14 protein-coding genes are annotated in these 13,811 nt (G+C 58.7%); 6 read left to right on the plus strand and 8 right to left on the minus strand.

Annotated elements, in window-relative coordinates; all coding sequences use genetic code 11:
- Nucleotides 1–134 precede the first annotated feature (134 nt).
- Complete coding sequence (pyk, locus tag ABD796_RS28370; protein WP_344914728.1) at nt 135–1,556, minus strand: pyruvate kinase; 1,422 nt, start codon at nt 1,554–1,556, stop codon at nt 135–137.
- A 155-nt stretch (nt 1,557–1,711) separates the two neighbouring features.
- Here pyk and ABD796_RS28375 point away from each other — a divergent pair, with 155 nt between their 5' ends.
- On the plus strand, nt 1,712–2,497 hold the full coding sequence (locus ABD796_RS28375) for a helix-turn-helix transcriptional regulator (RefSeq protein WP_344914730.1): 786 nt from the start codon (nt 1,712–1,714) through the stop codon (nt 2,495–2,497).
- 77 nt (nt 2,498–2,574) lie between these two features.
- On the opposite strand, the gene ABD796_RS28380 is transcribed toward ABD796_RS28375, so the two are convergent.
- The 3 genes from ABD796_RS28380 to uptA all read right to left on the minus strand — a co-directional run bounded on the left by ABD796_RS28380 (nt 2,575) and on the right by uptA (nt 4,559).
- Nucleotides 2,575–3,198, minus strand: coding sequence for an MBL fold metallo-hydrolase (locus ABD796_RS28380; RefSeq protein WP_344914732.1), 624 nt, complete (start codon nt 3,196–3,198; stop codon nt 2,575–2,577).
- A 24-nt stretch (nt 3,199–3,222) separates the two neighbouring features.
- Nucleotides 3,223–3,789 carry a thioredoxin family protein gene (locus ABD796_RS28385; RefSeq protein WP_344914734.1) on the minus strand — a complete coding sequence of 189 codons (567 nt, stop codon included), beginning with the start codon at nt 3,787–3,789 and terminating at the stop codon, nt 3,223–3,225.
- 149 nt (nt 3,790–3,938) lie between these two features.
- Complete coding sequence (gene uptA, locus ABD796_RS28390) at nt 3,939–4,559, minus strand: undecaprenyl phosphate transporter UptA (protein WP_344914736.1); 621 nt, start codon at nt 4,557–4,559, stop codon at nt 3,939–3,941.
- Nucleotides 4,560–4,867: 308 nt separating this feature from the next.
- Between uptA and ABD796_RS28395 the strand changes: the two genes are divergently transcribed.
- The 4 genes from ABD796_RS28395 to ABD796_RS28410 all read left to right on the plus strand — a co-directional run bounded on the left by ABD796_RS28395 (nt 4,868) and on the right by ABD796_RS28410 (nt 6,588).
- Complete coding sequence (locus ABD796_RS28395) at nt 4,868–5,356, plus strand: cupredoxin domain-containing protein (protein WP_344914738.1); 489 nt, start codon at nt 4,868–4,870, stop codon at nt 5,354–5,356.
- A gap of 110 nt (nt 5,357–5,466) precedes the next feature.
- Complete coding sequence (locus ABD796_RS28400) at nt 5,467–5,793, plus strand: dehydrogenase (protein WP_344914740.1); 327 nt, start codon at nt 5,467–5,469, stop codon at nt 5,791–5,793.
- A gap of 150 nt (nt 5,794–5,943) precedes the next feature.
- Nucleotides 5,944–6,096: an anti-repressor SinI family protein gene (locus ABD796_RS28405; RefSeq protein ID WP_344914742.1), complete on the plus strand. Its 153-nt coding sequence runs from the start codon at nt 5,944–5,946 to the stop codon at nt 6,094–6,096.
- A gap of 171 nt (nt 6,097–6,267) precedes the next feature.
- Complete coding sequence (locus ABD796_RS28410; protein WP_344914744.1) at nt 6,268–6,588, plus strand: helix-turn-helix domain-containing protein; 321 nt, start codon at nt 6,268–6,270, stop codon at nt 6,586–6,588.
- Between the two features lie 114 nt (nt 6,589–6,702).
- Here ABD796_RS28410 and hisC read toward each other — a convergent pair whose 3' ends face one another.
- Nucleotides 6,703–7,764 (minus strand): histidinol-phosphate transaminase, encoded by a 1,062-nt coding sequence (hisC, locus tag ABD796_RS28415; RefSeq protein ID WP_344914746.1) that lies wholly within the window; start codon nt 7,762–7,764, stop codon nt 6,703–6,705.
- 127 nt (nt 7,765–7,891) lie between these two features.
- On the opposite strand from hisC, the gene pdxR reads away from it, so the two are divergent.
- A complete protein-coding gene (gene pdxR / locus ABD796_RS28420) occupies nt 7,892–9,394 on the plus strand; it encodes a MocR-like pyridoxine biosynthesis transcription factor PdxR (protein ID WP_344914748.1) in 1,503 nt (500 codons plus the stop codon).
- Nucleotides 9,395–9,566: 172 nt separating this feature from the next.
- Here the strand turns inward: pdxR and ABD796_RS28425 are convergent, their stop codons facing one another.
- From ABD796_RS28425 to ABD796_RS28435, 3 genes are read right to left on the minus strand one after another with little or no spacing between them, the layout of a single operon-like run.
- Nucleotides 9,567–11,204, minus strand: coding sequence for a sensor domain-containing diguanylate cyclase (locus tag ABD796_RS28425; RefSeq protein WP_344914750.1), 1,638 nt, complete (start codon nt 11,202–11,204; stop codon nt 9,567–9,569).
- Between the two features lie 34 nt (nt 11,205–11,238).
- Nucleotides 11,239–11,859 carry an NUDIX hydrolase gene (locus ABD796_RS28430; RefSeq protein ID WP_344914751.1) on the minus strand — a complete coding sequence of 207 codons (621 nt, stop codon included), beginning with the start codon at nt 11,857–11,859 and terminating at the stop codon, nt 11,239–11,241.
- 40 nt (nt 11,860–11,899) lie between these two features.
- Nucleotides 11,900–13,669, minus strand: a complete 1,770-nt coding sequence (locus tag ABD796_RS28435; RefSeq protein ID WP_344914753.1) for a B12-binding domain-containing radical SAM protein — start codon at nt 13,667–13,669, stop codon at nt 11,900–11,902.
- Nucleotides 13,670–13,811 lie beyond the last annotated feature (142 nt).

Genomic DNA, 13,811 nt, shown 5'->3' on the forward strand with positions numbered 1-13,811 from the left:
CTCTCCTCCAGCCGTTGTCGATTCGCCGCATCGTTCGTCGAACATGCGGCAGCACTACACGTCAGTCATTCTACGCGCGCCGGCCGATCCCTTTTTTTTTTGCGGAAAATGGATGCCGGTTGTGCCAGACGGCTTTATGCCGGCACTTCCACGATCTTCATCAAATTCGTCGCCCCGCTGCGGCCTACCGGCACGCCTGCGGAGACGATCACCGTGTCGCCGGGAGCAAGCGCTCCGGCTGTCACCGCGCTCTTCAGCGAGGAAGCGAGCATCTCGTCGGTCGTCTGCGCCGGTTCGCCCTTCACCGGGATGACCCCCCAGACAAGGCACAGCCCGCCCAATACCCGTTCGTTGGTGGTGACAGCGACAATCGGCACCTGCGGCCGGTATTTCGATACCATGCGGGCCGTAAATCCGGTTTCCGTCGGCGTTACGATCGCCGCAGGCCGCAGATCGAGCGACGCCCCGACGACCGATTGGCTGATCGCCTCGGTCACGTTGGTCGGGTGCTGCACGATTTTCTGCTCGAACGATTCGCGATAAGGCAGAATCGTCTCCGTCTTCTCCGCGATGCGCGCCATTGTGGCTACCGCTTCGACCGGGTATTTGCCTGCGGCTGTTTCACCGGACAGCATGACCGCATCGGACCCGTCCAGCACCGCATTGGATACGTCGCTCGCTTCGGCCCGCGTCGGCCGCGGGTTCGTCTGCATCGATTCGAGCATGTGCGTGGCGGTAATGACCGGCTTGCCGGCCGCGTTGCATGCCCGGATCATCCGCTTCTGCACGAGCGGCACGTCCTCCACCGGTATTTCCACGCCGAGATCGCCGCGCGCCACCATGATGCCGTCGGACACTTCTAGTATGTCCTGCAGGTTATCGACGCCCTCCTCGTTCTCGATCTTCGAAATAATCCGCACGTGACCGGCCCCGTGCTGCTCCAGCAGCTCGCGGATTTGCACGATATCCGCCGCCTTGCGCACGAACGAAGCGGCGATAATGTCCACCTGCTGTTCGACGCCGAAGGCGATGTGCGCGATGTCCCGCTCCGTTACGCCCGGGAGCGACGTGCGGATGCCGGGCAGGTTGACGCCTTTGCGCGGCTTCAGCTTCCCTCCGTTCAGCACGCGACAGATGACCTCGGTGCCTTCGATCTGCTCGACGCGCAGCTCGATGAGCCCGTCATCGATCAGAATGGTCGAACCGACCCGCACATCGTCGGTCAGCTGCGCATAGTTGACCGATACGCGCCGGCCGTCGCCCGCGATCGTCTCGGTGGTCAAGGTGAATAGCTCATTCTCCGCCAGCTCGTACGAAGGCTCGGCGAGCAGGCCGATACGCACCTCCGGCCCTTTGATATCCATCAGAATGGCTACATAGACTCCCGTCTCGTGTGAAGCCTGACGCACCCGCGCAATGCGTGCGGCATGATCCTCCAGGCTGCCGTGAGCCATATTCAAGCGGGCTACGTTCATGCCCGCGGCGATCATCTGCTTCAATACGTCGACCGAATCGCAGGAAGGTCCCATCGTACATACAATTTTAGTTTTGCGCATAGTCGGTTTGTCGTTCCTTTCATTCCTGAAATAATAAGCGTCCGGCCTCTATTGTACGACTCCCCTTTGTCATTTGCTATGAAGTATAGTACTCGTCCTGTATAATGGTATTCAATATTCTTCAATAGGCAAATCAACCGGAGTGATCGTTCGCTATGCTGGAGATCGTCGATATCCGCCAAGACAAAGGAACCCGCTGGTATGCGGAGGCCGATCCGGCTATCCCGCTCTGGTCGCTCGTGCTTGTTACGTACGGCTCGTGCGTCTATTGGATCGGCGGCAAGAAGATCGTGGCGGAGAGGGGCAGCGCCCTGCTGCTGACCGATCGGGAGGCTTACTACGGCAAAAGCATTCCGACCGTGCTGCATGAAAAATATGTCGTCGCATTTCGTCCCACGGCCTCCGATCCGGCGCTGCCGATCTTGCGCTCGGATTCGTATACGCTTTGGAGAACCGGTATGTATGAGCTGCTCGCCGACCGGCTCAAGACCGCTTACGAGCAATGGCGCGACGAGCTGCCGTACCGTGCCGTTATGGCTCAGGCGCTGCTGCTGGAAACTCTCGTGCACGCGAACCGCGAGCTCGACCGCGGCCGACCATCTGCAGACAAATTCCGGCTGGCGGAGACGATGCGCAGCTACATCCAGCTTCACCATCGCGAGCCGATCGGCAAGGAGCAGCTCGGCGATGCGATTGGCAAAACCCCGAACTACGCCGCCACTCTGTATCGCAGCGTAACCGGCCAAACGATCGGGGAAAGCGTCCATGCGGCCCGGATCAAGACGGCGCAATATTTGCTGCGCCACTCTTTGCTGACCGTCGCGGAAATAGCCGAGTATGTCGGCTACGCCGATCCGTCTTACTTTTACCGGCTGTTCAAGCGGTTGACCGGGCAGGTGCCGTCCGAGCTCATAGCCGAGCGCGACGAGTCGCACAACTGAACGAACGGACGCCGATGTAAACGCAAAGAAGCTTCCCCTCCGCCCTCAGGCGCCGGGAAAGCTTCTTTGTTTTATGGTTATACGTAAGGATTGTTATGCTTCTCGAAGCCGATCGTCGTCGGTTTGCCGTGCCCCGGATATACTTTCACGTCATCGGCAAGATCGAACAGCGTGCCGTGTATCGATTCCAGCAGCAGCCGTTCGCTTCCGCCCGGCAGGTCGGTCCGTCCGACGGACAACCGGAACAACACATCGCCGCAGAACAACCGGTCGCCGTATAGCAGGCTTACACTGCCGGGAGAGTGGCCGGGCGTATGGAACACCCGGAATGTCTCGCCGAGCAGCGTAAGGGTTTGGCCGTGATCCAAAGCGTACTCCGCCGGATCGGTGACGATGGGGCCCCCCAGCTCCGGCCAGCGGGCCGAGCCGTTTTTCTTCGGGTCGGACAGCCAGTCTGCCTCGGCGTCATGCACATATACCGGACATTTCTTCCATTTGCGCAGCTCGTCCACTCCGCCGATATGGTCGAAATGGGTGTGTGTCAGCACGATCGCTTCGATCTCGATCGACTCGATCCGCTTGAACAGCGATTTCGGGTTCATCCCCGGATCGATCACGACGCCTTTCGTCCGCTCCGCATTCGTAAGCAGGTAGGCGTTCGTTTGCAGCGGGCCAAGCTCGAAAGCTTCCACATTCAGCATATGATCCATGTCTCCGTTCAGCAATTAAAAAGTCGAGATCAACTCGCGAAGTTCCTTGGCGATCAAAGCCTGGTAACCGGTTCCTTCGCCGTACCGGGCCATAATTTCGGCGCGCGTCGCCTTCAAATTGTCCTCGTAATCCGGAGCGTTGCGGTCCGTATTGTCCTGCTTGAACCGCACCATAGGCTCCTGGACATGTGTCGGCCTAGGTCCCCATTGTCCGAGCACGAAGCCTCCCGTGTCGGCGAATATAACGATCGGGATCGAACGCCCGCCCAAGGTCAGAAATTGGTCCATCGTATCGAGATTCTCTTCCATAATGAGCACTTCGACCGGAATGCCGGAGTTTTCAAGCAAACGGAATACGACGGGGATGTTGCGGACGACGTCGCCGCACCAGTCGGCGGCGAGAATCAAGCAACGCAAATCGTCGCGGTTCGATAACGATTCGAAAAACTCGCGGTCGTCCTCGCTGCCCCATTCGAATCCGTTGTACCAATCGAGAAATTTATCCTGGTTTTTCGTCATCGCATCGATAAACTGCTGCGGGGCGAGTCCTTTGCCGAGCTTGTCGGCTAAATTTTTACTCATTGCTCCTGCCTCCTTTATATGTATCGCTTGCCTTTATATTAGCCGAAAAAGCCGATCCATGTCCATTCGCAAACGAAAAGACGGCTTCTCCGGCATTGTTCAGCCGCGAGAGCCGTCCTTTTTCAACTCCATCTATCTTGTTCGTGCTTTTATGCCTTCGTACGTTTTTTCTTCGAACGCTTGTACAACAGGTAGATGACGTACAATGCTGTCAAGGCGACGGCGCCCCACATGATCTCGGTCATATATTCGGCCGCGGTTTCATCGATATTTTTCCAGTTGTCGCCAAGCTTCATGCCCAAATAAATGAACAACATCGACCAAGGAATAACGGCCAGCGTAGTGAGCAGCGTGAATTTGAACAGCGGCATGCGGGCCATGCCGGCAGGCACGGAAATCGCGTGGCGCACGACGGGAATAAAGCGGGCGGTGAAAATAACCCCTGTCCCGTACTTATTGAACCATTGCTCGGACATGTCGATATGATGCTTGTTGATAAAAATATATTTGCCGAACTTCTCCAACACCGGTCTGCCGCCGTACCGTCCGATCCAGTAGACGAAAATTTGCGCGATCACGCCGCCGATCACGCCGAACAGGACAGCCAGCCAATAATTGACTTGCCCCAACGAGACCAGGTAGCCGCCGAACGCGAGCACGATTTCGCTAGGAATAATCTCGATCATCAGGCCCAGCATAATGCCCCAGTAGCCGAGATCGGTCAACCAGGTCATAACCGAATCGATGAATCCGTGAAGCCATTCGCTCATTCTTACCCAACTTTCTTCATCATCTTTTTTAGCGATCGCCGGCATCCGCCGCAAACCCGCTCAAGCCGCCGAACGCAAGTCCACCTTATTCTATCATAATACGGCACATTCTCCCACCGGTTTCATAGACTTGTGCACGCATGCCCCGCATGTCCGAAAATGCTCTCCCCTCGTTCTGCTGTCATGTCGGAACAAGCCCCTACATACGCTAATAACAGAGGCTGACAAGCTGCAGGAGCGTGTCTGCCTGGAAGCGGGCAAGCTTCGGCGACCATAACAGTTCGTTTTCAAAAAAGGAGGGAACAACGATGGCCAACGGACCATGGAGGTCCCCAACCCGCAAGCAATCGTTTCCGGCCATATTCGTGCTGAGAAGGAAGTATGTGCTGCTCGCCGTCGGCGTGTTATTGATGGCGACCGCCTACGGACTTTATGCCCGACAGCAGCATGCCGCCGCGGTAACGGGCACGGTCGGGGAGGAGCGCACGATACATATGGTGACGGGAGAATTCAAAGCGACGAAGCCGGACGGAACCGTCCTGGAGGCGTACCGCTGGGATCCGGGCACCGTATTCGTCCGCAAGGGCGAGAGGGTGAAGCTGACGATTAACGGAATCAACGGCGTCAGCCACCCTTTTATCGTCGAAGGGCTTGGTTTGAAAGGAGAAGTGAAGCAAGGACAGGAGACGTCCGTTTCGTTCAAAGCCGACAAGCCGGGCATTTACCGGATCATCTGCCTTACCCATCCGGATGCGGCCCATAACGGCCCGATGATCGGCTACATCGTGGTTCAGTAGCGACCGGGCTAAGAACGCATCGGGCGCCGCGCACATAATTTATCGGCCTATCGTGTACCCCATCCGCCTTCCTGCATAGTGTAGTAGCAGAAAGGAACGGGTGATACGGGATGAATAAGCCTTCGAACGAAAAGTATACCGAAAAGCACAGCCAGGATTTGCCGACTCTGCGCAAAATTCGCCGCGCTTGCAACAAGGAGCTGTACCGTACGGCCAAACGGCTGAAGCTGTGGGTTCCCCCGGAACGGCTCGCCGAAGCGGAGGAGCTGTATCTGAAGAAGGTCGTGCTGAACTTGCCTTATATCGTGGAGCACAGCAGCAACCGTAAGCTGCTGTCCGATTGGTGGTCGGAAAACGTCTGCGCGGATATCGCCACGCTCTGGAACGTCGAGCAGGACGATCTGTCGAAGGCATTCCGGGAAGCATTCGGCGGATGACCGCGGAGTCGGCAAGCGGCTTTACAGGATGGTCGGCAAGCCCCGCGAAGCCTAGTCCGGCGGCGGATTGCGGGCCATCCCCCCACAAAAAGCAGCCCTGCCGCGAATACTATAGCAACAACAACCCCGACCCGATGGGAGAGTTCGAACATGCAAGGCTTTCGCCTTAATCCGAATGATTACAAACTGGATCCCAACTGGGTCCATCTGATGCTTGCCGCCAAACAAATCGGGATTTCCGTCGACGAAATCCGGCAATTTTTAAGACAAAGCCCGTCCGCGGAAGAAGAGCCCTCCCCGTGACGGGCTTTTGCGTTTGCCTTCTTTTGTTTACGCTTCCTTTACAAACGCCAGCTCTCGCTCATTTCTTTCAAATTCCCCCACCCCTGCATGCATCTTGCGGCCATTTTTGTTATGATGGGCTTAACGGAAAGACCGTCGCAAGTGGCGGTCAGATGGCAAAGGGGAAATCGCATGATAGGCAAACGCGTGAAAGAACTCCGACTGGGCAAAGGGCTATCGTTAAGCGAGCTGGCCGAGAAGGCCGGGATAGCCAAATCCTACTTAAGTTCGATCGAGCGAGACATCCAGACCAATCCTTCCATACATCTCCTGGAGAAAATATGCGCCGTCCTGGAGGTCCCCGTAGAGACGTTCCTGAACGAAAAGCACCAGACGGCCCGCGAGCTGGATACGGAGTGGATCGAACTGATTCGAGAAGCGATGGGCTCCGGCATAAGCAAGGAACAATTCCTCGAGTTTTTGCAATTCAACAAATGGCGCAATGGCAAGTAAATAGACGCTCGACAAGAAAGCGGTTTCCGTCTTGGGGAACCGCTTTTTTGTGCTTAATCTGGAGAACGACCGGCGGGTCCGGGCAACGCAGCCGGAGCAGCCGCTTTACGCTGTCTACGCTCCGGCGTCGCTTAACGCCTCCAGCAGCGTCTTCATCTCGGTGTCCGTCCCGATGCTGATGCGCAGCTTGTCGGATAACCTCGGGGCATCGAAGTAGCGGACATAGATGTGTCGGTCCAGCAGCCGCTGGTATATCTCCTGCGCCGTAGGACCGTCAGACGGCGGCGTGGCCAGCAAAAAGTTGGTGAACGAAGGCCATGCCCGCCAGCCGGTATCGGTCAGCGCCGCCCGAAACGCCTCATGCGTCCGGTTGATCCTCTCCACGGTCAGGCTCGTGTACGCCGGATCGGTTAACGCCGCCTCCGCGGCGAGCTGCGCCACCGCGTTGACGCTGAACGTCTCTCTGCCCTTGGCCATCGCCGCAATGAGCCGCTCGTCGGCAACCGCATAGCCGATGCGCGCGCCGCTTAGTCCGTACGCCTTAGAAAACGTGCGCAGCACGATCAGGTTGGAGTACCGCTTGGTCAGGCCGATGACAGACGTCCCTTCCGGTACGAAATCGATATATGCCTCGTCGACGACGACCAGTCCCCGGAAATCGTTCAACAGCCGTTCGATTTGCTCCGCCTCGACATAAAGCCCTGTCGGCGCATTCGGATTGGCGATAATGATCGCCTGCGGCGACGGTTCCGCGAGTTTGCCGGGCTCCAGACGGAAATCGTCGTCGGTTGGCACGCTGACGATTTTCACGCCGACCAAGGCGGCCGCCGTCGCATACAACCCGAATGTCGGATCGGGAACAGCCACTGTATCGTTTTCGCACAGAAACGATTTGTACAAGAGCGTGATCAGCTCACTGGAGCCGTTGCCGCACAAAATTGCTCCAGCCGGAACGCCGTGCAATTCGGAGAGGGCCGCCCGCAGCCGCCCGCACCCGGAGTCGGGGTATTCCCGCAGCAGCTCCGCGCCGGACGAGCGGATCGCCTGCTCCACCTTCGGCGAGACCGGATAAGGACTTTCGTTCTGGTTCAGCTTGATTGCGGCTATGCCCGGGTCGGGGCGGGTTCCGGCCGCATAGGGCTGCAGCCGTTCGATTCGGGGATGAATTTGGACCATGTTCATGGACTCCTTTCGTCAGTCGGATCTTTGTGATACTCTTACGATAAGGAAAAACTGACATTTTGAACATGGACAGAATCATAAATATTCGGGTGACAGATTATTGATAAAGGAGTGCTTGTCCGTGGAGCTGCTTCCCCTTCTCGACCCAAACAGCGCCGAGCCGTTATACGGCCAGCTGTACCGCCATATCCGCGCCGAGATCGAAGCCGGCCGGCTTGCTCCCGGCTCCCGCCTGCCCTCCGTCCGCAAGCTGGCCGCCCATCTGGGCGTTAGCCGCACGCCGGTCGAGGACGCCTATCAGCAACTGCTCGCCGAAGGCTATGCGGAAAGCAAGCCGCGAAGCGGGCTGACGGTACGCGCGTACGAGCCCGATTTCGGCAAAGCCAGGCATCCAGCAAGCCGCAGCGGCGCCGTCCTCCCCGACCGCGGAAGCGAAAGGCAGCGGCCGGACCGGACGCTGCCCGCCCCCGGCTCCCCGGTCTTCTCCGCGTCTCCGGAGGCCGCCGGGCCGTCGGGCACGATCGATTTTTCCTACGGCGATGTCGATCTAAGCCATTTTCCATTCGCCTTGTGGAAAAAGCTGCTTGGCACCTGCTTTTTGCCCGAGCACCGCGATTTGTTCCGCTACGGCGACCCGCTAGGGGAAATTGGCTTCCGCCGTGCGCTCGCCGACTACGCCTACCGGGCGAGAGCCGTCCTGTGCCCGCCGGAACGTATGGTTGTGGGCGCGGGCACTCACCACTCCATGGAGCAGCTTTGCCGTTTGCTGCGAGAAACGCCTTACGGGCCCGGGGCAACGGCGTTCGCGGCGGAGCAGGCGATGAGCGACGGTTTGGCGGCCATTATGCGGCAGCACGGCTACCGGCTTGCCCCTTTGCGTCTGGAGGAAGACGGCATCTGCATCGAGGACTTGTACGAATCCGGCGCGACTATCGTATACACCACGCCTTCGCATCAATTTCCTTACGGCATGGTCATGTCGATCGGCAAAAGGAGGCGTCTGCTGAAGTGGGCGGCCGACGTGGGCGGATTGATCGTGGAGGACGACTACGACGGGGAGTTCCGCTATGCCGGACGGCCGATTCCGTCGCTGCAAGGGCTGGACGCGGCGGCCAGCTTCGTCGTCTATATGGGGACGTTCTCGCGGGCGCTGGCGCCTGCGTTCCGGCTCAGCTATACCGCCCTGCCCCCCGCGCTGGCCGAGTCCGCTCAAGCGGCGCTGCACCCGTTCGACCGGCTCGCTTCCCCGCTTCACCAGCGAACGCTGGAGCTGTTTATGACAAACGGCCATATGCAGCGGCATATCCGCAAAATGCGCAGCGTCTACCAGCGCAAATCGGCTGCGCTGCTGGCTGCGATCAAGGACGGCCTGGAGCCGCATTTTCGCGTCGAAGGCGGGAGCGCCGGCCTGCATGTGCTGCTAGAGCCGGACGACGGCCGCTCCGAAGCGTCGCTGATGGAGTCGGCGCTCGACGCGGGCGTGCGCGTCTACCCGACATCCGTCTACCGGACGGAAAGCCGGACGGATGAGCCTGCGGCGGTTCTGCTCGGGTTCGGCGGGCTCGACGAGCAGCATATCCAAGAAGGCGTGCACCGTCTGGCGCACGCCTGGAACCGCGGTTAAGGGGCGCCTGCAGCTTGGCTTCCGCTACAGCCGCAAGAAGCGCAAAAAAGCGGTGCCCCTATCCGGGCACCGCGCGTACAGCCGAACGCTTAGCGGGAAAGCCTGCGTCCGCCCATCTTCCTAACATATAATCGCTTCCGAATAGCAGCCACGCCAGCTTCTTGGAGTGCGCTTACGGGTCAGGCTCGACCGCAGGCGGCAGCGGAGGATCGTCGCATTCGACCCGGTTCCGCCCATTGTGCTTGGCTCTGTAGAGCGCTTTGTCCGCCCGTTCGATCATATCCTCGAGCGTATTCGTGCCGTACGTGCGGTGCGGATTCGACTGGGCAACGCCGATGCTGACCGTTATCGGGATGACTCGCTCCTCGTCGCGGTAGGGCGATTCGCCGTACGTTGTCCGAATTCGGTGAGCCAGCTCGCAGCCCTGTTCCAGCACGCAGTTCGTAGCGAGCACGACGAACTCCTCGCCCCCGTAGCGGGCGGCGACGTCGGAGTTGCGCACGCAGGCGACGAGCAAGGCGGCGGCATGCTTCAGCACGCGGTCCCCGACCAGATGCCCGTGCGTATCGTTGATCTGCTTGAAATAGTCGACGTCGACCAGTAAAATGCAGGACGTGTTGCCGGCCCGGGCGGCCGCCTCTTCGATCTTCGCCCCTTCGTTCATCAGAAACCGGCGGTTGTACACCTCGGTCAAGTGGTCCACCACTGCGGATTCCTCGAGCAGCTGCACCGTTGTCCGCAATTTCTCCGACATGATGTTGAAGTTGTCCGACAGCTCCTGCAGCTCCGATGGCGCCGAGCGGATCGTAGCGGCGTCGATCCGGTAGCCGAACCGGCCTTCGCGTATGCGCTTCGTGCCGTCCAGCAGCAGCTTGAGCAAATCGCTGATTTTGCGCGTAAACATGACCGCCGCCATATAGGTGGCGAGCAGAATCAAGACGCTGATCGCGGCGAGCGCCGCAAGCAGCCGGTAATAAGGCCTGTAGACGTCCTTCGCCAGCGTCTCTCCCACGATGATCCACTGCCGGTCAGCCGACCAGGCGTATGCTCCGAACACCCGGTCGCCCTGACGGTTCACGTACGATTTGCGCTCCTGCTCGCCGGCTAGCGCCCGCTCGTAAATGACAGTTCGGTACGGAGCTTCGCCCGACGGCGCGCCTCCCCCTCCCCGCAATGACGTCATGCGATAGCCGTCCTTGTTCAGCAGAAACGTCTCTCCGGACTCGCCGTGACGCAGATCTTTAACGATCGCCTCCAGCGTTGCCGTGCCGACCGTTCCGGCCACGGCTCCCGCGAAGGACCCGTCCGGGTTGCGAAACGGGGCGGCAAACGCCAGCAGCGGCTTCCCGGTGAGGCGTCCGATCATAATATCCGAGATGAACGTCTCGTTATTGCGAGCCGCGCGAAAATAGTCGCGATCGGCAACGTTCATATCCGCGTCCTCTCCCCCAGCGGTCGCCACCTTGCCGTCCGCGTCGATCAGGCCGATCGAATCGAATTCCGTATGCGTTTTTTGAAAAAGCCGAAACTGGGCCAGCATCTGCTGCCGGTCCATCGTCAAGGGGCTCCCTATCGCAGCCAAATAAACGACGTCGGACAGCCGCTCCGCTTTCCACTTATCGATAAAGAGCCGCTGCAAATCGATCGCTTCTTGAAGCGCGGCATGAATCTCCTGTTCTTTGATCATTTTGCCGAAAAGGGACGTCGTGAGAAGGACAAGCAAACACATCGCCACGATCAGCACGATCACGAGCAGCCGAAGACGGCCTTTCAAGGAGGAAACCCGCAATAAACCAAGCAGGTTATACATCGGTCAAACCCACCCACTCCTGCACTGTTGACAATCAGTCGAGCGTTACTGCCTTGTTCGGATCCCGCAAATACTCGAACATAAGCCGGATCTGCGATTCGGTCGTCCGGTTCAACGATAGCTCCGGAAGCGCATCCTCCGCGAAGTAAGCGACGTCCGACGTTTCCAGCCCCGCTTCCGGCCGTCCGCCGGTCTGTTCGCACCGGATGAATATCTTATAAATATAGTACGACTCGGGCGGGTGAGGGTGACACTTTTTATCCAGCACCGCCAGCAGACGGTCCGCGCGCACGTCCAAGCCGGCTTCCTCGCGTATTTCCTTGACCGCCGTTTCCTTCGGCGTATACCCGATATCCGCCCAGCCGCCGGGCAGCGTCCATTTGCCGTCCGACTTCTCCTTCACCAGCAGAATGCGGCCTTCCTCGAATACGACGCCGCGCACATCCACCTTCGGCGTCGGATATCCCGTCTCCGAAGCGAACAGCTCCTTCACGACGGGATAAGGAGCGCCGCTCAGTTCCTGCATCATGGCGATGCTGATTTCCCGCAGCTCCTCGTACCGTTCCACGTCATAGCCGTTCTCCGTATACGTAAGCCCCGCCTGGGCTAACGCCTGTATTCGCTGCGTCCAGCGCAGCCAGCGTTGATCGTCCATTCGCGCTCCTCCTCCAAGACCGCCGCCGTTTCCGTCCCCTTTATCCGGTCACGGCCGAAGGGGCGGCGAGCTCCATGCTATAATATGCAGCGCCGGCTCCGTCCGGCTCATAGACGACAACCAGGAGCGACCTCCGGCTGCGATCGATCGTCCCGTCGCGCTCGTAGCGCGCCAAATCGAAGGGAACCGTCTCGATGACGGCGTGCTTGTGCAGCTCCTTCTCCGTAAGCCCGCGGGCGGCGAATTCCGCGGATACCCGCTCGGGATGATCCGCGAGCATGTTGACGCTGCGCATTTGCGCCGATTTATCCATGGAGAAGTCCCACCAAATTTTACGCGGCTTGTACTTGTGATTCATAAAATAATCGAGCTTCATCAAGCCTTCCGCTATATCCCGATCCGGCGCATCCCGGTAAGCGAGGAAGGCGTTCAGCCTCTCGAACAAGTCTTCGAGCTGGTGGCCGATCTTCTGCCAGCCTCTCTCCTCCCAGTAATCGCCGAACAGTTGAAAAAAATCGAAAGCCGATTCAAAATGGCGGTCGATCAAATACCGGACCGTGCGGTCTAGCCGGTGCGAGTTCCAATATTTCTCCAGCACGTCCTCCACCCGCTTGATGCGCATGAGATCGGAGAATGGCAGGATGGCATTGCCCAATATTTCATAAGGCGCCGTGTCCATGTACACGTAGCCGTATTTGGCGGCGTCGTGGCGCAGGCCGGTGCCGCGCAGCATTTTCAGAAAACCGAGCTGCAGCTCTTCCGGACCGAGGTCGAATACGTCGTTGAACGTTTTGCGAAAAGAGGCGTAATCTTCCTCCGGCAAGCCGGCGATCAGATCGAGATGCTGGTCGATTTTGCCGCTGTCGCGCACCATCGTCACCGTACGGGTCAGCTTTGCGAAGTTTTGCCTCCGCTTCACCAGCTCGTTCGTCGCATCGTTCGTCGACTGGACGCCGATCTCGAATCGGAACACGCCCGCAGGCGCATGCTCGGCCAGAAAATCCAGCACCTCGGGACGCATGATGTCGGCGGTAATCTCGAACTGAAATACGCAGCCGCGGTGATTGTCGATCAGGAACCGGAACAGTTCCATCGCATATTCGCGTTTGATATTAAACGTGCGGTCGACGAATTTGATCAGCTTGGCCCCGGAATCGATCAGATACAGCAAATCCGCCTTCGTCCGCTCGATATCGAAATACCTTACTCCGACCTCGATGCTGGACAGGCAAAACTGGCAGCTGAACGGGCAGCCTCGGCTCGTCTCGAAATAGACGACGCGGTTCGCAAGGGCCGGCACGTCTTCCGCGAAGCGATGGGCCGTCGGGATCTCGTCCAGATTCAGCTTCGGACGGCCCGGATTGACGCACACCTCGCCGGCGGCATTACGGTAGGCGATTCCGAACACGAAGTGGTATTTGCGCGTGCCGGCTATTTCCCGCAGCAGATGGAGGAACGTCTCCTCCCCTTCGCCCATGACGATAAAATCGACCTCGGGTACGCGCTTCATCCAGTATTCCGTATCGTACGACACTTCCGGCCCGCCCAATACGATCCGAACCTCCGGCTTGATCTTCTTCAGCATGCCGATTACCCGGATCGTCTCTTCGATGTTCCAGATGTAGCAGGAGAAGCCGACCACGTCCGGATTGCGCCGGTACAAGTCGGATACGATGTTCATCACGGGGTCTTTGATCGTATATTCGGCCATCTCCACGGGAAACTCGTCCCCGCAGAACGCTTTCAAATATCGAAGCGCGAGACAAGTGTGGATGTACTTGGCATTCAAGCTGGAAACGACGACGTTCATAGAGGCGAACACAACCTTCTTTATGGATAAGGCGCATCGTGATCGATACGCCGGTTTCAATGAAACGTTCTCATCTCTGTATTGTACACGAAAAAGAGTGCGCAACAAAATAGGAGCCGTCTCTCGATTCGCGCCCGCGAAT

It is taken from the genome of Paenibacillus hodogayensis (assembly GCF_039536325.1).
Lineage (GTDB): Bacteria > Bacillota > Bacilli > Paenibacillales > NBRC-103111 > Paenibacillus_AB > Paenibacillus_AB hodogayensis.